Source organism: Pseudomonas sp. GW456-12-10-14-LB2 (assembly GCF_002884345.1).
GTDB classification, from domain to species: Bacteria; Pseudomonadota; Gammaproteobacteria; order Pseudomonadales; family Pseudomonadaceae; genus Aquipseudomonas; species Aquipseudomonas paraglycinae.
Map to the genome: position 1 here is coordinate 42555 of NZ_POHV01000012.1, position 23540 is coordinate 66094.

The 23540-nt window shown below is 64.4% G+C and carries 5 protein-coding genes; all 5 read left to right on the forward strand.

Translation table 11 applies throughout. The features are described 5' to 3' along the window. Positions 1-442: 442 nt before the first annotated feature. The 5 genes from C1X29_RS10430 to C1X29_RS10450 are packed head-to-tail and all read left to right on the forward strand — an operon-like array spanning position 443 to position 23537. Positions 443-9451 carry a non-ribosomal peptide synthetase gene (locus C1X29_RS10430; protein ID WP_102717383.1) on the forward strand — a complete coding sequence of 3003 codons (9009 nt, stop codon included), beginning with the start codon at positions 443-445 and terminating at the stop codon, positions 9449-9451. Continuing rightward, entirely contained in the window at positions 9448-13560 is a 4113-nt protein-coding gene (locus C1X29_RS10435; RefSeq protein WP_102717384.1) for a non-ribosomal peptide synthetase, read from the forward strand. The genes C1X29_RS10430 and C1X29_RS10435 overlap by 4 nt, the downstream gene beginning before the upstream one ends. Continuing rightward, positions 13557-22652, forward strand: coding sequence for a non-ribosomal peptide synthetase (locus C1X29_RS10440; RefSeq protein WP_102717385.1), 9096 nt, complete (start codon positions 13557-13559; stop codon positions 22650-22652). The genes C1X29_RS10435 and C1X29_RS10440 overlap by 4 nt, the downstream gene beginning before the upstream one ends. Beyond that, on the forward strand, positions 22649-23338 hold the full coding sequence (locus C1X29_RS10445) for a hypothetical protein (RefSeq protein WP_256584345.1): 690 nt from the start codon (positions 22649-22651) through the stop codon (positions 23336-23338). The genes C1X29_RS10440 and C1X29_RS10445 overlap by 4 nt, the downstream gene beginning before the upstream one ends. Further along, positions 23331-23537 (forward strand): MbtH family NRPS accessory protein, encoded by a 207-nt coding sequence (locus C1X29_RS10450; protein WP_064595662.1) that lies wholly within the window; start codon positions 23331-23333, stop codon positions 23535-23537. Before C1X29_RS10445 ends, C1X29_RS10450 begins: the two co-directional genes overlap by 8 nt. The last annotated feature ends 3 nt before the right edge of the window (positions 23538-23540 follow it).

Consider the following 23540-nt stretch of genomic DNA (forward strand, 5'->3'; position numbering starts at 1 on the left):
GCCGGCGCTTCGGGTCACAAACCCGGCGCCAGAAGATTGCCGTGTGTCCACAGACCCGGCAGTCGCAGCCGATCGGGACCACCCTGGCGCTGTCATCCCCGCGCAGGTTGTTCCTCGTCGTTGACCCTCAAATGGAAGTCGAGGTTTCAATTGGTCACGCGGTTTGCAATCGTCGATGCAATGAACGGGGCGACGTCTGTCGCCAATGATCCGGCCCACTTTCCAGTTGCCTGCGCCGACCGCGCGGCGGCGTTTTTCTCCAGCCTGTCTCCCCCCGAATTTCTGCGTGTGCCCGCGTTCAACGCGAGTCTGCACGCGCGCGCCGCGCCATCCTCCTGAATTCGAATGACCGTGCCGGCATCTGATGCCGGGGCCTGACTGGCGGGGCATTTCTGTCCCGGCCTGATCACAAAAATAATGTAGTCATGGACGGTAGCCTCCGATGCTCGATAACACTTCCTTGCGTGGGACGAATCCCGCGCAGCCCGACGTTTGCTCCTTGAAACCGTTCGATGCGGACCTGTGCGTGCACGGTCTGTTTGAAGCGCAGGTGCTGCGCAACCCCGAGGCCATCGCCGCACGCTGGCAGCAGGAGGCGCTCAGTTACCGTGAACTGAACACCCGCGCCAACCGGCTGGCCCATCACCTGCGCAGCCTCGGGGTCGGGCCGGACGTGCGGGTCGGGCTGTGTCTGGAGCGTTCGCTGGAGATGTTGGTCGGCGTACTTGCGGTACTCAAGGCCGGCGGCGCCTATGTGCCGCTGGACCCGGCCTATCCGCAGGCGCGGCTGGCGCACATGCTGGCCGACAGCGCACCGCCGGTGGTGCTGACCCACGGCGAGGCGCGCGGTGTTTTGCGGGCGGTGCTCGAACAGTCGGCGACCACCCCGACGCTGCTGGATCTGGCCGACGCCAGTGATTGGGCTTCGCTCCCGGCAGACAACCTCGATCCTCACTCAATCGGCCTGACACCCCGACATCTGGCTTACGTGATCTACACCTCCGGCTCCACCGGCACCCCGAAAGGCGTGATGGTCGAGCACTGCGGACTGGTCGCCGTGAGCGCCGACTGGGCGCAGCTCTATGCTTTGGGCGAGCCGATCAACCACCTGCAAATGGCCGGTTTTTCCTTCGACGTGTTCAGTGCCGACCTGATCCGTTCGCTGGGTTTTGGCGGCACGCTGGTGCTCTGCCCACGGGACACCCTGATGGACCCGCCGGCCCTGTATCGCCTGATGCGCGAGGCGCAGATTGGCTTTGCCGACTTCGTGCCGGCGCTGCTCAATCCGCTGTTGGCATGGGTCGAAGAGACCGGCCACGACCTGTCGTTCCTGCGCACCGTGGTCTGCGGCTCCGACATCTGGACCGCCCACAGCGCGCGGCAATTGCGCAGGCTGTGCGGTGATCACGTGCAGATCGTCCAGGCCTATGGCGTGACCGAAGCGAGCATCGACAGCACCTGTTTCGAATTCACCGACAGCAGCCAGATCGACGCGGTGCTGCCCATTGGCCGGGCACTGCCCAATACCCGGATTTACCTGCTCGACGTTGACGGCGCACCAGTTGCCGAGGGTGTCGCGGGTGAGTTGTACATCGGTGGCGTTGGTGTGGCGCGCGGTTATCTGAACCTCCCGCAACTGACCGCCGAACGTTTCCTCGACAGCCCGTTCGTGGCGGGCGAACGCCTTTACCGCACCGGTGACCTGGCGCGTTACCGGGCCGACGGCCAACTGGAATTTCTCGGCCGCAACGATTCCCAGGCCAAGTTGCGCGGCCTGCGTCTGGAACTGGGGGAAATCGAAACCCGGTTGGCGGACATTCCGGGCGTGCGCGAAAGCGTGGTGTTGCTGCGCCAGGACAGTCCCGGTGAACCACGCCTGGTGGCCTACTACTGCGAAAAGCCAGACTCAACGCTGAGCCCGCGAACGCTGCGCGAACAGCTGCAAACCAGTCTGCCGGACTACATGGTGCCAACCGCCTTCGTGCGGCTCGAAGCGTTGCCGCTGACCGCCAACGGCAAGGTTGACCGGCCAAATCTGCCGGCACCGGACGTCGAGGCGTTCGATCAGCAGGAGTACCAGGCACCACAAGGCTCGCTGGAAACCGCGCTCGCCGCGATCTGGGCCGACGTGCTCGGCGTCGAGCGGGTGGGGCGTCAGGATCAGTTCTTCGCCCTCGGCGGTCACTCGCTGCTGGTGATGCGCGTGCTGGCGCAGGTTCGTCACACGCTGGGGCTGGAAGTGGCGCCTTCGACGCTGTTTGCCGCGCCGGTTCTGGCGGCGTTCGCCGAACGGCTGCAAGCCAGTCAGGCTGCGGCTCGCCCGGCCATCACGGCCCTTGAACGCACGGGCGCGCAAACGTTGTCGTCTGCTCAGCAGCGCCTGTGGTTTCTGGCGCAAATGGAGGGTGGCAACGCGGCGTACCACATGCCGCTTAACCTGCGTTTGCGCGGTTCGCTGGACGTGCCGGCACTCGAACGCAGCTTCAATCAGCTGGTGGCGCGCCATGCTGCGCTGCGCACCACGTTCATTGCCGTTGAAGGGGAAGGGCGACAACGGGTTTCGCCGCCGGCGCACAGCATCCGGCTGACGGTGACTGACGTGCAGGGGCACGATGCGCAAGCGCGACTGAGCCGCTTGATCGACGAGGAGGGCGCCAGACCGTTCGACCTGAGCCGCGGCCCGTTGATGCGGGTCAGCCTGCTGCGACTGGCGGCGGATGACCATGTGTTGCTGCTGACCCAGCATCACATCATCTCTGACGGCTGGTCGATGGGCGTGCTCACCCGCGAGCTGGGGCAGCTGTACGCAGCGGCGTTGCTGGATCGCGACGATCCGCTGCCGCCCTTGCCGGTGCAGTATGTGGATTACGCCGTGTGGCAAAAGCAATGGCTGTCCGGCGACGTGCTGGAGCAGCAGAGCCGTTACTGGCGCGAAACCCTCAGCGGCGCGCCGGTGCTGCTGGAGTTGCCGACCGATCACAAGCGCCCGCCCGTGCAGGATTACCTCGGCGGCTTTGTTCCGTTGGTCTTCGACGCCGCTTTGACCGCACGCCTGAAAGCCCTGGGCATGCAGCAAGGCACCACGCTGTTCATGACTCTGCTGGCCGGTTTTTCACTGCTGCTGTCGCGCCTGTCGGGGCAAAGCGATGTGGTGATCGGCGTGCCATCGGCCAACCGCCCGCAGCAGGAACTGGAAGGGCTGATCGGTTTCTTCGTCAACACCCTCGCGCTGCGCATGACTCAGTCCGGGACGCCGTCGGTGGCGCAATGGCTGCAACAGGCGCGGCGAGTGGCGCTGGAGGCTCAGGAACATCAGGACCTGCCGTTCGAGCAAGTGGTGGAGTTGCTCAATCCGCCGCGCAGTCTGGCCCACAGCCCGTTGTTCCAGGTGTTGTTTGCCTGGGAGCAGGATCAGGATTCCGATCTGCTGCTGACCGGGCTGGATGTCACGCCTGTCGAGAGCAGCCATCACGTGGCCAAGTTCGATCTGCAACTGGCGCTCAGTGAGCGCGACGGGCAGATCGTCGGCGGTCTGGAATATGCCTCGGGCCTGTTCGAGCGCAGCACTGTCGAGCAGTTCGGCGAGTACCTGCGTCGGGTGCTGACGCAGATGGTCGAGGACAGCCAACAGTCGCTGGCGAGGATCAAGCTGCTGAGCGCCGAGCAACACCAGCAGATCGTTCATGACTGGAACCGCACTGCCCGGGATACCGCGTCGTTGCCCGGTTGTGTGGCGCGCTTCGAAGCCCACGCCCGGCAGACGCCCGACGCCGTGGCGCTGCTCGCCGACCGTGAGCAACTGAGTTACGGCGACCTGAATCGCGCCGCCAACCGCCTCGCGCATTACCTGATCGAACAAGGCGTCGGCCCCGAGCATCGCGTCGGCTTGTGCCTGGAACGCTCGCCGCAAATGGTCATCGGCCTGCTGGCGATCCTCAAGGCCGGCGCGGCGTACGTACCGTTCGACCCGGCTTATCCGAGCGAGCGGCTGGCGTTCATGTTCAGCGATGCCGCGCCGACCTTGCTGCTGACGCAATCGAGCCTGGTGTCCGGGCTGCCGGCTAACGAGGCGAAGATCTGCTGCCTGGACACCGACGCAGCGCAATGGGCGCAACACCCGACGGATGATCCGCACGTCAATGTGAGCCCGGAAAACCTCGGCTACGTGCTCTACACCTCCGGCTCCACCGGACGCCCGAAAGGCGTGGCCCACAACCGTCGTGCGCTGGACAACCTGATCGCCTGGCAGCTCGATCAAGCCATGGCACCGCAACGCGTGCTGCAATTCGCCTCGCTGAACTTCGACGTCTCGTTCCAGGAAATCTGCAGCACGCTGTGCCAGGGCGGCAGCCTGTTGCTGATGACCGAAGACAGCCGCAAGGACCTCGCCGCGCTGCGCCCGACCCTGGTGGCCGAAGGCGTGCAGCGGGCGTTCCTGCCGTTCGCCGTGTTGCAGCAACTCGCCGGCCTGACCGAGGCCGATGCTCCGATGCCGGCCGGCGGCTGCGGGATCATCACCGCCGGTGAAGCCCTGCAAATCAATGACGAGCTGCGCGGTTTTGTTCGCGGACTCGGTGGCGCGCAACTGCACAACCAGTACGGGCCGACCGAAACCCACGTGGTCAGCCAGTTCAGCCTCGACTGCAATGAGGCCGAATCCTGGCCGGACGCGCCGCCCATTGGCCGTCCCATCGCCAACGCGCGGCTGTACGTGCTGGACGAGCACTTGAATCCAGTCCCGGTCGGTGTGGCGGGCGAGTTGTACATCGCTGGCGCCTGCCTGGCCCGAGGGTATCTGAACCGTCCGGACCTGACCGCTGAACGCTTCCTGCCGGACCCGTACAGTGGCGAGCCGGGCGCGCGGATGTACCGCAGTGGCGACCTCGCGACATTCCTGGCCGACGGCAACGTGCAATACCTGGGACGCATCGACCAACAGGTGAAACTGCGCGGCTTTCGCATCGAACTCGGCGAGATCGACAGTCTGCTGCATCAACAACCCGGCGTTCAGGAAGCCGCCGTATTGCTGCGTGAGGACGTGGCTGGCGACAAACGTCTTGTGGCTTACGTGGTCGGCACTGCGACCAGTGAATCCCTGCGCGCCGAACTGCAACGCCAGTTGCCCGAACACATGATCCCAAGTGCCTGGGTCCGGCTCTCGCAATTACCGCTGACCCGCAACGGCAAGCTCGACCGCCAGGCGCTGCCGGCACCGGAACGCAGCGCCGGCGCGACTTACGAAGCGCCGCGCAACGACATTGAACGGCAAATGGCCGAGATCTGGGCCGAAGTGCTCAAGTGCGAACGGGTCAGTATTCACGACAACTTCTTCGACCTCGGGGGCCATTCGCTGCTGGCGACGCGGATGATCTACGCGATCAACCAGCGCATGGGCGCGCAACTGTCCCTGAGCAGCCTGTTCCAGACCCCGGTGTTGCTGGATCTGGCGGCGCAGGTTTCGCGTGATGATCAGAGCATCGAACCGGCGTTCATTCAGATCGAACCGGATCGCGACAATCGACATGAACCGTTCCCTCTGACCGATATCCAGCAAGCCTACTGGTTCGGTCGCGAGGCCACGGTCAGCCTCGGTGGCGTCAGCGCTCACGGTTACGAAGAACTGCGCATTCCCGAGTTCGACGCCGAGCGTTTCGAACAAGCCTTGAACCGCATGATCCTGCGCCACGACATGCTGCGCGTGGTGTTCCTCAGCGACGGCACGCAGCAGGTGCTGGCGCAGGTGCCGACCTATCGCATGCCGCGCAGCGATCTGCGCGGTTTGCCCGCCGATGTGGCGCAGCGCACGCTGGAAGCGACACGCGAACGCCAGTCCCATCAGGTGCTGGACGCCAGTCGCTGGCCGCTGTTCGAGTTCAGCCTGTCGTTGCTGGATGACGGCATTACCCATTTGCACATCAGCCTCGACGCGCTGATCGTCGACGCCGCGAGCACGCAGATTCTCGCCCGCGAACTGATGGCGTTCTACGTTGATCCGAACCTGGAACTGGCGGAACCGGGCCTGACTTTCCGCGACTATGTTCTGGCCGAACAACAGCTGCGCAACGGCCGCCGTTACGAGCAGGCGCTGAGCTACTGGCGCGACCGAGTGACTACTTTGGCCCCGGCGCCAGACCTGCCATTGGTGCGCCAACCCGAAAGCATCGCCAACCCGCACTTCACCCGCCGCGACCGCGACATGTCGGCGGCGCAGTGGACGCAGCTCAAAGCCGTGGCCAAGCAGTTTGCGGTGACGCCGTCGGTGATGCTGCTGACCGCGTTCAGCGAAGTGCTGGCGCTGTGGAGCCGCACGCCGCGTTTCACCCTGAGCCTCCCCCTGTTCAACCGCATGCCGCTGCACCCGGATGTCGATGAAATCATCGGCGATTTCACCTCGCTGGTGCTGCTGGAAGTCGGCATCGACGGAACACAAACCTTTACCGACAAGGCCCGCGCCGTGCAGGCGCAACTGTGGCGCGACATCGACCATTCGGTGGTCAGCGGCGTGCGGGTGCTGCGCGAATTGTCCCAGGCCCGGGGCGTGCAGCAGACGGCGATGCCGATCGTGTTCAACAGCACACTGTCGGAAGCGGCGCCGGAGTTGGCCGAGTTCAACCTCGCCGACGCGTTGAACGCCAGGCACATGCACAGCATCACCCAGACCCCGCAAGTGTGGCTCGACCACACGTTGCTGGAGCTCGAAGGACGCCTGTTGTTCAACTGGGACAGCATCGACGAGCTGTTCCCGCAAGGCATGATCGAGCAGATGTTCGTCGCCTATAACGCGCTGCTCGACAGCCTTTGCGAACCGGCAGCCTGGGGCGCGAACACGCCACAACTGCTGCCGCAGGCACGCTTGCCGGCACCGGTCGACCATCAGCAAACGCTGCCATTGATGCACGAACTGTTCGAACGTCAGGCCCTTGCCACACCGGACGCACTGGCGGTGATCGGCATGCGACAGCTGACGTACGCCCAGCTTCGCTTTGAGGCCCGACAACTCGGCGCCCGATTGCAAGCACAGGGCGTGCTGCCGAACCGCTTGGTCGCGGTGGTGATGGAGCGCGGCTGGGAACAAGTGGTGGCGACCCTGGCGATTCTGTACGCCGGCGGCGCTTACCTGCCGATCGAACCGAGTCAGCCGGCGGAACGGCTACGGCATATTCTGGAGCGGGCCGAGGCGAGCCTGGTCCTGAGCCAACCGGCGCTGCTCGACAGGATCGAATGGCCGGCGCAGGTCACGGCCATCGCGGTCACCGATGAAGTCTCAAACGATGTGCTGCCACTGCAACCGGTGCAGGTGGACGAAAGCGACCTCGCTTACGTGATCTACACCTCCGGCTCCACCGGTCAGCCGAAAGGCGTGGTGATCGACCATCGCGGCGCGGTCAACACCTTGCTCGACATCAACCGGCGCTTTGCTGTCGGCCCGAACGACCGCGTATTGGCGATCTCGTCGCTGAGCTTCGACCTGTCGGTTTACGACTTCTTCGGCACGTTGGCGGTGGGCGCGGCGGTGGTCATCCTCGACCCGCAACTGACCCTCGATCCGGCGCACTGGCTCGAATTGATCAAGCGTCATCACGTCAGCCTGTGGAACTCGGTGCCGGCGCTGCTTGGCATGCTGGTCGAGTACGTTGAAGGCGAGGGCGGAGCGTTGCCTGCCAGCTTGCGAGTTGCGATGCTGTCCGGCGACTGGATTCCGTTGACTCTGCCCGAGCGAGCCTGGACCTTGCAGCCGGACTTGCAGTTGATCAGCCTGGGCGGCGCCACCGAGGCGTCGATCTGGTCGATCTATTATCCGGTGAAGCACGTCGACCCGGCCTGGCGCAGCATTCCCTACGGCAAGGCCCTCGATCATCAGCGCTTCTACGTGCTGGATGAAGCGCTGCAAGTGCGCCCGACCTGGGTTGCGGGGCAGTTGTACATCGGCGGCATCGGTCTGGCGAAAGGTTACTGGCGCGATGAAAAACTCAGCGCGGGCAGTTTCTTCGATCATCCAGTGACCGGCGAACGGCTTTATCGCACCGGTGACCTGGGCCGATTGCTGCCGGACGGCAACATCGAATTCCTCGGTCGCGAAGACAATCAGGTCAAGGTCCAGGGCTATCGCATCGAGCTGGGTGAGATCGAAGCCGCGCTCAATCGCCATCCCGGCGTGCAGAGTGCGGTGGTGCGGATTCTTGGCAGCACGCTGGGCGAGAAACGTCTGGCGGGCTACGTGCTCAAGGCCGATCCGGCGTTGCAGGCCAGCGATTTCAGCGCCTACCTGAGCGACAAACTGCCGGCCTACATGATTCCGCCGTCATTCACGTTCGTCGAGGCCTGGCCGTTGTCGTCCAACGGCAAGGTCGACAAGAAACGCCTGCCGGAGCCTGAGCAAATCGAGGAGCAAGGACCGGCGCTGGAAGTCGACGGCCCGCAGGAACAGCGGCTGGTGGAAATCGTGCAGGGCGTGCTCAAGCGCGAATCCATCGCCGCCAACGCCAACCTGCTGAATCTGGGCGCAACGTCGATCGATATCGTCAGGATCAGCAACGCCTTGTCCGGCGCCTTGCAGTTCCGCCCGCACGTGGCGCAACTGCTGGCCCAGCCGACGCTGCTGCATCTGCTTGGTATGTACCGCCAGAACCGGGCCCGGCAGGATCTGCTCGGCAACGTGCAGCAGGCGCCGGAGCCCGTGCAGGACATCATCGAGGATCCACAGCAGCGGGCGCAGTTCAAAGCCGAACAGCGTGGGCGCCGCGACTTCGCTCAAGCCTTGCCGGCAGTGGCATTGGATCTGCCGCAAGACCCGGCCTTCGCCCGACGTTTGAGCGATTACCGCTCGGTGCGTCAATACGATCTGCAACCGATCGCCACCCAGGCCTTCGCGCACGTACTGGCAGCGCTGGCCCAGGGGCAACTCGACGGCGAAGTGAAATACCAGTTCCCGTCGGCGGGCGGCCTTTATCCGATTCAGGCGTACCTCTACGTCAAAGCGGATCGCGTGCTCGGCGTCCCCGGCGGCGCGTATTACTACGATCCCCGCCAGCATCGTTTGCTGGCCCTCCAGAGCGGAGCGCTCGACCCGGACACCTACGACTATTTCGTCAACCGACCGGTGTACGAGAACGCCGCGTTCTCGTTGTTCTTCATCGCCGACATGGCTGCGATCCGTCCGTTGTACGGCGAGCGCAGCCGCGACTTCTGCCACATCGAAAGCGGGGCGATGGCCCAGTTGCTGAGCATGACCGCCGTCGAGCAAGGCCTGGGCCTGTGCGGTATCGGCTCGGTCGAGGAACAGCAACTGACGACGCTGTTCGATCTGGGGCCAAACCATGAATTGATCTACTCGATGATCGGCGGGCTGCGCACGGCCGATGAACAACACCGCGCGCCGGTCGAGGCGTTTGCCATCGAGCCTGTGACCGCAAGCCTGGACGACGAAGACATGGAGGAGTTCGAAGTATGAATGCCGATCAATTGCTGGCGTTGTTCGCTCGCCATGGCGTGGTGCTCGAAGTGGACGGTGACAGGCTGCGCTGCAAGGCGCCGCGCGGGTTTCTCACCGAAGAACTGACCCAGGCGCTCAAGCGTCACAAACAGGAACTGATCGCCTTGCTCGGCGGGCACGATGACGCGGCGATTCCCCGCCGTGCCGGCGCGCACGCGTCCTGGCCATTGTCGTTCTCGCAGCGGCAACTGTGGTTTCTCGATCAACTGGAACCCGGCAACCCGTTCTACAACGTGCCGACGGCGGTAACACTGAAAGGGCAGTTGGATGTCGCGCAGCTGGAGCGGGCGCTGAACGAATTGGTGGCCCGGCACGAAGTCCTGCGCACGACGTTTTGCAGCGTGGACGGTGAACCGCGTCAGGTGGTGCACCCATCGATGCCGCTGTCGTTGTCGGTGACGGATCTGCGCCATTTGCCTGCCGAAGAGCGCGAGCAGCACGTGCGATCCGCCGTCGAGCAGGACGCCCGGGCGCCATTCGATCTGGCCAGCGGGCCGTTGCTGCGGGCGTCGTTACTGCGCGTGGCCGACGATGAATACTTGTGGCTGTACAGCGTGCATCACATCATCGCCGACGGCTGGTCGATGGGCGTGATCCTGCACGAAGTCGCCACGCTGTACGGCGATTATCTGCGTGGTGAAACCCCGACGCTTGCGCCGCTGCCGGTGCAATACGCCGACTACGCCTGCTGGCAAAAGCAGCGGGTGGGTGGTGCGGTGCTGGACGCTCAGCTCGATTACTGGCGGCGCACCCTGGACGATGCGCCGTTGTTGTCGACCCTGCCCGCCGACCGGCCGCGTCCGCTGGTGCAGCGCTATGTCGGCGCCACGTTCAGTTCCTCCGTCGATGGCGGCACCTTGCGCGAACTCACGGCGCTGGCCCGGCAAACTCAGGGCACGTTGTTCAACGTACTGCTCGGCGCTTTGGCGGTGCTGCTGTGGCGCCACAGCGGTCAGCAGGATCTGTGCATCGGCACGCCGTTCGCCAACCGCAATCGTCCGGAAGTCGAGCCGCTGATCGGCCATTTCGTCAATACGTTGGTGCTGCGCCAGCGCCTGAATCCGCAGCAAACCTTCGCCGAACTGCTGCGCGAGGTGCGCGGCCAGATGCTCGACGTCCACGCCCATCAGGACGTGCCGTTCGACCGCGTGGTCGAAGCCGTCAACCCGCAGCGCGATCCCGGTCATTCGCCGTTGTTTCAGGTGATGCTGGTGTTGCAGAACACGCCAGGTAACACGGTGCAGATGCCTGGCCTGGAACTGGCGCCGTACGGCACCAGCAGCGCCACGGCCAAGTTCGATCTGGCGTTCGAATGGGTCGAGCGGGAAGGGCGGCTGGACTTGCTGGTGGAATACAACACCGACCTCTACGACATCGCAACCATCGAACGCCTGAGCGGGCACTACCGTCACCTGCTCGAACAGATCGCCGCCGACGCCAAGCAACCGATCAATGCCTTGCCGCTGATGAATGAGGCTGAGCGTCAGCAAGTGCTTGTGGACTTCAACCGCGCCGCGCCACTGACGCAAACGGCGCCCTGCGTGCATCAACTGGTTGAAGCGCAGGCCGCGAGCAACCCTCAGGCCTGCGCGGTGGTGTTCGAGGGCGAATCCCTGAGCTACGCCGAACTCAATGCCCTGGCCAACCGACTGGCGCGGCATTTGCGCACCTTGGGCGTCGGCCCGGATGTGCGCGTGGCGGTGTGCATCGAGCGTTCGCTGGAATTGCCGGTGGCGCTGCTGGCGGTGCTCAAGGCCGGTGGCGCCTACGTGCCGTTGGATCCGGATTATCCGCTGGGACGCCTGAGCCATATGCTCGGCGACAGCACGCCGGCGGTGCTGCTGACACTTGGCTCGGCGCACGCAATCTTGCGTCAGGCCGTGCAGGGTTCGAACTGGGAAGCGCCGATCCTCGACCTCGAAAAGGACGCCGCGAGCTGGGCGTCGTTGCCGACGGACAATCTCGACCCACGCAATGTCGGCGTCACCCCTGACCATCTCGCCTACGTGATCTACACCTCCGGCACCACCGGCTTGCCCAAGGGCGCGATGGTCGCCCATCGTGGCTTGAGCAATCTGCTGCTGTGGTGTTTGCAGGTCTGCGGCGAGGCGGGGGCGATGCTGCACAAGATTCCGTTCGGTTTTGATGCCTCGGCGTGGGAGACCTTCTGGCCGCTGGCAACCGGCGGGCGGCTGGTGATCGCACGGCCCGGCGGGCATTACGAACCGGCGTATCTGGCTCGCGAGGTGCGCGAGCAGCAGGTCACGGCGCTGGTGTTCGTGCCGGCGATGTTGCAGCTGTTTCTGGAAGTCGACGAGGTCAGCCAGTGTGTGTCGCTGACCGATGTGTTCAGCGGCGGCGGTGAACTGCCGCCCGCGCTGGCGCGGCGCTTTCAGGAGCGTCTGCCCCATGCGCGGCTGCACAATGTCTACGGCCCGACCGAAACCACGGTGATCAATAGCATCTGGACCCTGGAGCCCGGCGCCGAGGTACCGGCCCGGCAACTGCCGATCGGTCGGCCGATTTCCAACAACCGTTTTTATGTTCTTGATGACCGCGATGAGCCGGTGCCGGTTGGCGTGACCGGGCATCTGCACATTGGCGGCGTCGGCGTGGCCCGGGGTTATCTGGGGCTGGCGCAGCTCAGTGCCGAGCGCTTTATCGACAATCCCTTTGTCACAGGTGATCGGCTCTATCGCAGTGGCGATCTGGCGCGTTATCGCCCGGACGGTCAGCTGGAGTTTCTGGGTCGCAACGACTTTCAGGTCAAGTTGCGCGGTGTGCGCCTGGAGCTGGGTGAGATTGAAGCCCGACTCGAAGCATTCGCGGGTATCCGCAGCGCCGTGGTGTTGATGGTCGGCGAAGCAGCGCAGGACCAGCGGCTGGTAGCTTGTTGCGTGGTGGCAGAGCCCGTGGACGAAGCAGCGGTGCACGCCCATCTGGCGACAACCCTGCCCAGAGCGGTGATCCCCGGCAGCTATCTGTGGCTCGACGCGCTGCCGCTGACCGCCAACGGCAAGGTTGATCGCGCCGCGCTGACCGCGTTGGCGGACGAAGAAATGGTCAACCGTCAGGTCAACCTGAGCAGCCCGCGCGACCACATCGAACTGGCGCTGTACCAGATCTGGAAAAGCCTGTTGCTGGCGCCGCAGATCGGCATTCGCGACAACTTCTTCAATGTCGGCGGCACCTCCATCGCCGCGATCAAAATGGCCCATGAAATCAGCCAGCAGTTCGCGGTCGAAGTGCCGGTGCGCGTGGTGCTCAGCTACCCGACCATCGAAGCGCTGGGCGGCTGGCTGCGGGTCGGGGCGAATCCGGCGCTGGCTCAGAGCAACCTGATCGAATTCCGTCGTGGCAGCGGCCAGCACAACGTGGTGTGCATTCACCCGGCGGGCGGCACGGCGTTCTGTTACCTGTCGCTGGCCAAGGTCCTGCCGGATGAAACCGGCGTGTACGGGTTGCAATCGCCGGGACTGAATCCGGGGGAGAGCACCGAGCCGACGGTCGAAGCGATGGCCGAGGCTTACTTGCGTCAGATCGAACCGCTGACGCAGCAACCGCTGATTCTTACCGGACTGTCGTTCGGTGGTCTGGTGGCCTATGAAATGGCGCGGCGGTTGAAGGCGGCGGGGCATCGTCAGGTGACGGTGGTGCTGCTCGACACTCAGGGTAGCGACGACCCTGGTTTCCGCGAGCAGATCGGCACCGTGGACATGACCGAGTTCCGCGACAAGCTGGTGCGTTTCAACGGCATGTACCCCGGCATCGAAGACGCCCAGGTCGAACGCTACTTCAACATCTACAACCACAACCGGCTGGCCATGGCCGCCTATGAGTGCGCGCCGTCCGCCGGTCGCGTGGTGCTGATTCAGGCGCGGGAAGATTTCAGCCGCCATCAGTTGCATGAACTGCGCGGCTTCTGGCGTCGCCGCGCAGGCCGCGGTTATCTGGCGAAACTCGTCAGCGGCGGGCACTGGGACATGCTCGAAAGCGCGGAAATCCATCGGGTCTCGCAAATCATCCGTCGGGAGCTGCAACGCTTCGACGCGCAGGAGGCGAAATGATGAGTGCGTCCAATGACATGCCGTTGCTCACGCGTTTCGCCGAGCAAGTGCGGCGTAATCCGCAAGCCCCGGCGGTGATCGATCAGTCGGTTACGCTGACTTACGCCGAACTGGCCAGCGCCAGCGAACGCATTGCCCGAGGGTTGCTGGCGCGCGGTGTTGAGCCCGGTCAGTCGCTGGCGTTGTGCATGCCGCGCTGCTGGCAGTGGCTGGCAGCGATTATCGGCACCCTGAAAGTCGGCGCGGTGGTGGTGCCGCTGGATCGCGCCAGCCCGCGCAAACGTCGAGAGTTGATGTTGGCGGATGCGGCGTGTGTCGGCCTGATTACTCTGGACGAGGAACCGCTGTGGTCGCCTTCACTGTGGCAAACCAACGTCGAGGCCTTGCTCGATCAGCCGGACGCTCCAGCGCAAACGCTGGCCGAAGATTTCGCCGAGGTGATGTTCCTGTTCTACACCTCGGGCACCACCGGCACGCCGAAAGCGGTCGAGGTGGGTGAACGCGGCTTGCTGCGGCTGGCGCACAGCGACGGCTATATCGAGATTCGCCCGACGGACCGGTTTGCCTGCCTGTCCAACCCGGCGTTCGATGCGTGCAGTTTCGAGCTGTGGGCGCCGCTGCTCAACGGCGGTTGCTGCGTGATGATCGCCGACGAGGACGTGCTCGATGCGCGACGTCTGGCCGAAGTGCTGGAGCGGACGCAGGTCGACAACCTGTTCATGACGGTGTCGCTGTTCAACACGTTGATTGCAGAGTGGCCGTCGTGTTTTTCCAGCGTGCGTCAGGTGCTGATTGGCGGTGAACAGATCAGTGCCGCCGCTGTTCGTGGTTGGTATCGGGACAATCCTGAGAGCCGCTGCCGGATTTTCAATATTTACGGCCCCACCGAGTGCACCACGTTCGCCCTGTGTTGGCCGATCAGCCGCGACTTTTCCGCTGACTCGGCGCCGATTGGCCGACCGTTGCCGGACACCGGTGTGCAGGTGCTGGATGAGCAGCAACGGCCAGTGCCGCCGGGCGAGGTGGGCGAGCTGTATTTGAGTGGCAGCGGCGTCGCCCGTGGCTATCGCAACCGGCCCGAAGAAACCGCCCGCCAGTTCGTGCGTTTGCCCCACCTCGATAGTGGCGCGCAGGTGCATTACCGCACCGGCGATCTGGTCCGGCGCAACGCCGAAGGCTTGATCGAGTACCTGGGGCGGGTCGACCGGCAGGTGAAGATTCGCGGCTTCCGGATCGAGCCGGGGGAGGTGGAGCAACGGATGCTGGAGTATCCGGGTGTGGCGCAGGTGTACGTCTGCACCCGGCGGCAGGCGGCTGAAGATCATCAGTTGCTGGCGTTCATCGTGCCTCGGGGAGCGCTGGACTATCACGCCTTCGAAACCCATCTGCGGGCACAACTGGCGCCTTATATGCGGCCGCATCAGTTGTTCCTGCTGGAGCGCCTGCCGCTGACGGCCAATGGCAAAATCGACCGTGATGGCTTGCTGGCCCAAGGGCTGAGTCCGTGGCATCCAGTGATGGATGCCGTTGACGATGGCGCTGTTTCGCCTGCGTTGAGCTGGATGCTGAAACAAGCCCGTTCGCTGCTCGGCCAACCGGCTCTGAGCGCGCAGGACGACTGGCTCGGCAGCGGCGGCGATTCGCTCAAGGCCATGCGCCTGCGCTCGGCGATTCGTGTTCGTTGGCAGCGCGAGATCGCTCTCGACACGTTGCTCAACGAGCCTTTCTCGTCACTGGCCGAACAACTGACCGGTAAAACGAACGGCGATTCGATCTACCCACCTGCGCCCCCGATCAGTAGCGCCAAACGCCTGCCAGCCACCGCCGAACAGTGCCGTTTGTGGCTGTTGCAACAACGCTCGCCGACCTCGACGGCTTATAGCGTGCCGCTGATTCTGCAACTGGCGGCGGGTGTCGAAGTCGCCGCACTTTCCGAAGCCGTCGGGCGACTGGTACAGCGTCATCCTGGATTGCGCACGGCTTTTGCACCCGGTAGCGACGGACTCGATCAAGTAATTGCCGAGCAGGGCCCGACCTGTCGCACCTTCGCGGTCGGGCATTTCACCGAGGACAACTGGCAGGCCTTCGCCGAGCTGGTCTTCACCGCGCCGTTCGACCTTACCACCCCGAACCTGTTTCAGGCCTGGCTGTTGCCGTTCGCCGATGGCAGCTGCCGGTTGTTGCTGAACCTGCATCACATCATCGTCGATGGCTGGTCGGTGAACCTGCTGTTCGAGAACCTGACGCAGCTTTACACCGATGTCCTGCAAGGCGAAGACAGCCCGCCGCCGGACGCCCGATTGACGACGCTGGAGTTTGGCCAGTGGCAGCGCCATTGGAGCGTCGATCCGCATTATCGCGATCAGCGCCGCGCCCTCGCCGAATTGCACCGCCGTCAGGAGGAACGATCGCCTGCATTGATGCCAATGCGCGAAATCAGCCCGGACGCCCGGTTGCACCGCGAACCCTTGGGCACTCTCCGTAGCGCTGCCCTTGAACGCTATTGCACCCAACAACGACTGACCCGTTTCGAAGTGCTGTTCAGCGTCTTCGCCTGGAGCCTGTACGCCCTGACCGGGTGCGAGCGGCCACGGATCGCCAGCCCGGTGTCCAACCGGCCGCTGGCGGAGTTCGAAGACACCGTCGGCATGTTTGCCAACACCGTGCTGATCCCCACCACCGTTGAAAACCCATTGCCCCTGAGCGAGCAGTTACGCAAGCAGACCGCCACCGTGCGCGAAGTGCTGGCGTTGCAGGACGTGGCGCTGGCGGATCTGGTGGAAGACCTGCGGCTGTCGTCGAGCCCCTTGCTGTTCGATTTCATGTTCGTGCTGGAAAACACCGATTACGCGGCGCTGACCGATTCCAGCCTGCGCGCCACGCTGGAATTCAACGAGCAGTTGCACGCCAAGTGCCCGCTGACGTTGTTGATGGTGGGCAGCGGTTCGCAGCTGGAATGCTGGTGGGAATATCAGTGCAGCTATTTCGATGCCGAACAGGTTCGGGCGGTGAACGCGCTGTTTCGCCGAGGCCTGGATCTGTTGCTGGAAACCCCGACGGCCAATCTCAACGATTTGCTCGGTCCGTATCGAAGCAGCCTGCCACCGGCCAGCGAAGGTCCGCAGATCGCGCTTCCGTTCAAAACATTGGCGGACGGGTTCGAGCATCAAGTGCTTTGCACACCGGAGGCGGTCGCGCTGGTTCAAGGCCAGCACCGTCTCACCTACAGCGAGCTGAATGCGCTGGCCGATGCTCTGGCGGCCACCCTGATCGAGCGTCATCCGGTGCCAGCCGGGAACGCGCCGCTGCATGTCGTGCTGTTCCTCGATGCCTCGGTGGAACATGTCGTCGCCTTGCTGGCGCTGGCCAAACTCAACCTGACCGCCGTGCCGCTCGACCCTGCTTATCCGGTGGCGATCCAGCGTCAGGTGCTGGAACAGGCGCAACCGCATTGCGTGCTGTTCAGCGACACGACGGCGGCCGCACTCGATGACCTGAACGCCGGACGATTCGCCACGCATCGAGTCGATTTGCACGCCAATGCCGGCTCGTTCGAACGCCCACGCCACGCCGGCGAACGGCCGCTGTACACGCTGTTCACCTCCGGATCCACCGGCACGCCCAAAGGTGTGCAAGTGTCCGAGCGAACTCTGTGCAACCTGCTGCAATGGCAGCGCACCGAAGGGCAATTGCCGGCGAAAGCATTGACCCTGCAGTTCTCGATGCTGTCGTTCGACGTATCGTTTCAGGAGATTTTCAGCACCCTGTGCGGGGGCGGTTGTTATCACCTGATCACGCCGCGCTGGCGTCAGGACGCCGAGGCGTTGCTGGATTACATGGTCGAGGCGCGGATCGAGCGCCTGTTCCTGCCGTACGTGGCTCTGCAGCATCTGGCGCAAACCGCTGTGAACCGGGGCATTTACCCGTCGGCGTTGCGTGAGGTGGTCACGGCCGGCGAGCAACTGCTCTGCACCGATGCGCTGCGCAACTGGTTCGGCGGCATGCCGCAGGCCTCGCTGTTTAACCACTACGGCCCGACTGAAACCCACGTGGTCAGCGCCTTGCGCCTGCCGCCCGTGGCGCGGGACTGGCCGTTGCGCGCGCCGATCGGTCATGCCGTCGGCAATGCGCGGTTGCTGCTGGTGGATGAATACGACCGCCCGGTGCCGATCGGCAGTCGTGGTTATCTGTTGGTAGCCGGGCCGATGGTTGCCCGCTGCTATCTGGCAGATTCTGCGCTGAATGCCGCGCGGTTTGTCGAGCTGGCAGACGGCTGTTTGTACTATCGCACCGGCGATCTGGCGTGGGCCGATGCCCAAGGCTGCCTGCACTACCTGGGACGTGACGATCAGCAGATCAAACTCAGCGGCCATCGTCTGGAACTGGGGCAGATCGAGGCGGCGCTGATGCAGGTGCCGGAAGTGGTCAACGCGGTGGTCGCCGTTCAGGCCGATCCGCCACGGCTGATCGCCTGGTTGCAACTCGAAGGCGAACCTGCAACGTCGCAACAACTGGATCGTCAGGTGGCGCGGCTGCTGCCGGCCCATGTGCGGATCGATGAATACCGCCGGATCGGCCGCTGGCCACGCACCCCCAGTGGCAAGATCGACCGCAAGGCTTTGCCGAATCTGGGCGAGGCGCTGGAGCGTCGCAACACGCCACAACCGGTTGTTCAATTAAGTGCGCTGGAGCGGCAACTGAGTGAGTTGTTCCAGGCCGTGATCGGCCGGGACATCGAGCCGGAACAGACCTTCTTCGAGGCCGGCGCCACCAGTCTCGGCCTGATGCGTTTGCATGGCCGTTACGCCGAAGAGCTGCCGCACAAGGTGACGATGGCCGATCTGTTTGAACACGTCACAGTGCGGCGTCTGGCGGCGCATCTGTCCACCGCGCCGGTGGCAGCGGCGGAGCGGGTACGGCAGACCGATGCGGGTCATCAGCCGATGGCGATCATCGGCATGTCGGTCAATGTGGCCGGGGCGCAGAACCTGTCCGAGTTCTGGGCAATGGTGCAAGGCAACGGGTTGGGCATCGAGCACTTTGCTGCCGAAGAAGGCCTGGTCGGCGCCCGCAGTCAGCTGGCGGGCATGCTCGATTTTGATCCCGAGTACTTCGGCATCAGCCGCCAGGAAGCGCGGCTGATGGACCCGCAACAGCGGCATTTGTTGATGGCGTGCGTGCAGGCCCTGCAACACGCGGCCATCGTCCCGTCGGCGGACGGCCCGCGCATTGGCCTGATCGCCAGTTGCGGCGAAACCACGTACTTCCAGCAGATGCTGCGCGAAACCGCTGAAGACGATCTGCCGGACGGCTTCCAACTGGCGCTGCACCACGACAAGGATTTTCTGGCGACCAAAGCCGCGTATCACCTGGACCTCAACGGCCCGGTCCTGAGCGTGCAGGCCGCTTGCGGCAGTTCGCTGATCGCCGTGCACCTGGCCAGTTCGATGCTGCGCCAGGGCGACAGTGACGTGATGCTCGCGGCCGGGGTGCTGATCGACCCGACCCTGACCGAGGGCTACCGGCATCGCTCGCAGCACATCTTTTCCGCCGACGGTCTGTGCCGTCCGTTCAGCGACGATGCCAGCGGCACCCTCGGCGCCAGTGGTTACGGCGTGGTGGTGCTCAAGCCGTTGGCCAAGGCGCGGGCCGATGGTGACCGGATCTATGCGCTGCTCGAAGGCTCGGCGCTGAACAACGATGGCCGGGCCAAGATGAGTTACACCGCGCCGTCGGTGGCGGGGCAGAGCGCGGTCATCAGTGATGCCTTGAACCGGGCCGGATTGACCGGTGCCGACATCGGCTACATCGAGGCCCACGGCACCGGCACCTTGCTGGGCGATCCGATCGAGGTCGCGGCGTTGACCAAGGCTTTCGGTGACGCACCGGCCGGCCATTGCGCGTTGGCTTCGGTGAAAAGCCAGATCGGTCATCTGGGCGCGGCGGCGGGGGTGGTCGGGCTGATTCGCGCCAGCCTCGCGGTGTTCCATGGCGTGCTGCCGCCGAACCTCGGCTTTGGCCGGATCAATCCGCAGATCGATCTGGAGCATTCGCCGTTCTATGTGCCGACCACCTCGCGGCCATGGCCGGAAGGGCGGCGGCGACTGGCTGGTGTCAGCAGTTTCGGGATTGGCGGGACCAATGCGCATGTCATCGTTGGTGCTGCCCCCGCGGCGCAGGAAGGGGGCGAGGAAACGTTGCCGCTGTTGATGATCTCGGCTCACAGCCGGGCGGAGTTGCTGCGCGATATCGCGGCGATTCGCGAATATCTGCAAAAGAATCCTGAGCAGCGCACCGCGTTGCTGCGGCACTTGCAGTCAGGTCGCCGGCAACTGCGCTGGCGCTTCGCGATGGTCTGCCGGTCGGGTGACGACATTCCGTTGCAGCCGACAGCGATCCAGGAAGTCGGGGTCTCAAGCGCGCAGTTGATCTCCCGTGATCAATCGCCGCAGGAACTGCTGGACGCGTGGTACGAAGGCGCGAATATCCAGTGGCCGCAGCGCTCGGCACCGCCGCCGTGGGATTTGCCGCCGTCATCGTTCGATCTTCAGACCTATCGTTTCCAGACGCCTGTGGCTGCTGAACCTGAAGCGCCAGCCCTTGTGCAACAACCGCTGGCGGACTGGTTTCACCAACGACAATGGGTGCGCACCCGGCGCCTGAGCACGACAGCGACGGCGCAATCCCGTGAGGTGCTGATTCTGTGCAGCCATGAGGCGCCGGAATCGACCTTGCTGGCGAGCCTGAACACTGTCTATCGACGCGTGATTCAAGTGCGCGCCGGTAATGGCTTCAAACGCTTGAGCCCGGACCGTTTCGAGCTTGATCCGCTGGACACCGAAGCCCTGAACCGGTTGCTCGCCGAAGTTGCAGAATCTGTCCTCGGCGAACTCGACTGGCTGCATGCCTTGCCGCTGGCGGTGTCGGGCGCGGTCAACGAGCAATCGCTGGATCTGGCGCAGTGGGCCTGTCTGGACACGGTCAGCGCATTGATGCAGGCCTGGGGGCAGACCGCGCGCACGACACGCCTGCGACTGTGGTTGATGTCATGGCAGGCGTGCCCGGTGGACGGCGCGCTTCAGCGTCCCGAGCTGGCAGCGCTGGCCGGCATCACCGAAGTGGTGCCGCAGGAATACCCGGTGCGTTGCCACTGGCTGGACTGGCCGTCGCCACGTCTCGAAGCGCAGGCCAGCGAGTTGGCAGCGTTGCTTGCCGATCCGGTTTCGTTGCCTCGGCGAATGGCGGTGCGCGACGGTTACCTCTGGCAGCCACGCTTGATGCCTCAGCCATTGACCGGCCCGGCAACGACGTCACTTTTACCGGAAGATGGAACATTCCTCGTGCTGGGCGGCAGCGGCGGCATCGGCCGGACCTTGTGCGAACACCTGCTACGGGCACCCGCGCGCCGTGTGGTGCTGATCTCGCGCCAAGGGCAATTGCCTGAGTCATTGGCGGCGTACGCGTCGCGGATCGACTGCATCAAAGCAGACATTGCCGACCTGCCACGCTGGCCGCAGATCCTCGATCAACTGGCCGTTCGTTACGGTCGCCTGAGCGGGGTGATTCACGCGGCGGGTGTCGGTGCGGGCAGCCTGATTCGCCACCGCGATGCCCGGCAAATGGCCGAGACCATGGCCGCCAAGACTCGCGGCATGCTGGCGGTCGAGGCGTTGATCGAGCACCTGACACCGGGTTTTGTCCTGTACTGCTCGTCGATGTCGGCACTGTTCGGCGGCGCGGGGCATCTGGATTACGCGGCGGCCAGCGGGGTGCTCGACGGCTTCACTCACTATCGCCCGAACCCGGCCGACGCTTGCCTGCGTCTGGGGATCAACTGGGACATCTGGCGCGACATCGGCATGGCCACCACCAGCAACGGTGGAGACGCCGCGCATCTGGAGCATCTGACGGTCGGTCTCTCGGCGGCAGAGGGCTGCCGAGTATTCGATCTGGCGATGGCGACGCAGTTGCCGCAGCTGCTGATCTCCACCACCGGCATCGACACGGCGCGGCGGTTTTATCCGGTTCGCCATGGTGCCGTGGCCGCAGTGGTCGAGGCGCCGAAGGGCGTGGATCTGTCGGTGCGCTTGCGTGAGTGCCTGTGCAAGTGGCTCGGTGTGGCCGAGCTGGAAGATGACGATTCGCTGTACGACCTGGGCGCGGATTCGCTGACGCTGCTCGACCTGATCGACGAACTGCAAGCGGCCACCGGTGAGGTGTTCCAGCTGTCGCAATTCAGCCACAAGGTCAGCCTGAGCGAAGTGCTGGGGCTGGTCTCGACCGCCACGGTTGAAGAGGCTCCCGGCGTAACACTGCAGGGCTGGCACGACGCAGTGCGGATCGATCAATGGCATGCCGGTGACGGCCGTGATTGGCTGTACCTGATCCACCCGGTGGGCGGCGATGTTCAGGCCTATCGGGAACTGGTCTCGGCGCTGCCGGCGGAACTGGGCGTGTGCGTGATCGGCGATCCGGCGCTGCGTCTGCCGCAGTTGCCGAACGTCAGCGTGGAGGAACGTGCACGCTGGTATCTGGAGGCGATCAAGGAGCATCTTCCGCACGGCAGCACTTGGCGTCTGGCCGGCTGGTCATTCGGTGCATGGGTGGCGCAGGCGCTGTGTCATCAGGCCCAAGTCGACGGTTTCCGGCAACCGTTGCTGTACCTGATCGACCCGCCCGCGCCGGATGCCGGTAGCGAACTGGCCGACATCGACGAGCAGACCATCGAGCAGGTGTTCCAGCGCGAGTTTGCCCAACGCTGGCCGGAGGTCGAAGGGCAGGGCATGGCCGAAGAACGCCAGGCGTATCTGCAACGGCTGACGGTGTGCTGCCGCAACAACATGACCAGCATGATCGACTTCCAGCCGCCAGCATTGGCGACCACAGTGGTGCGGCTGTTCAGCGCCGGGCACGCCAATCCTTACGGGCTGGGCAACGACTGGAACCCGGACGACCTGCAACGCAACTGGCAGGCCTTGCTGCCGCAGTTGCGCAGCTGGCAAACCCTGGACACCGATCACTACGGCATCGTGGCGGGCCGCTGGGCGCGGTTGCTGGCCGAAGTCATCGGTACGGATGAGCCATCGCCATGAGTGAACCGATCTCGATGCCGCGATGGCTGCTGAATTTAGTGCAAGTGCTGTGCGAAACCGGACAGGCCGACGACCTGCGCGCGCGAATAGACAATGGCGAGGGGCCCGTGCCGCTGCGGCTGTTTCATCTCTGGCAGGCCGACATGGTCATGCCGATGCTCTGCGAAGCCGTGCCGGAACATCAGCAGGCGCTGCTCGCGTTGCAAAGCCTGCATCAGCGGGCGGCGCTCGGCGTGATCGGGCGTCAGGGCGAATGGCGAGCCACGCTCAAACCGGTGTTGCTGGCGCTGTATCGCAAGGCCTACGCCTACGACGCTGCTTACGCCAAGGCCCACGCCAGTGCGCTGACCTACGGCCTCGCGCCGGCCAACAGCGCCATGATTGCCGAGCACTTCGGCGATGCCGAGGCGTTCGCCGAGTACTACGCGCAACTGAATACCGAGGCCGCCGCCACCGCGTTTGCCCACGCGCATGCCAGCGCCAACGCCGAAGTGTCGGCCCGGGCCTTCGCGGACGACGACGCAGACACCTGCGCGCAGATTTGCGCGGCATCCGTACGGGTTTACGTCGGGGCCTGCACGCAGAACGACGAACAGCGACATGCCGTATTCAACCATCTCGCCACCGGGCTCGAGCGAAGTCTGGCCACACTGCAATCCCGTTCAACAGGAGAACGACATGAATGACGCACACCTGCAATTCGATGTGGTGATCAACGCTCAGGGCCAGTATTCCCTGTGGCCGGCGGGCAAGCCGATGGCCAGCGGCTGGAGCGAGGCGGGGATGCGCGGCGAGCGCCAGGTCTGTCTGGATTACATCAACGAACACTGGATCGACATGCGCCCGCGTTCGCTGCGCGAGCAATCATCGGTGTCGTTCCAATAAAAA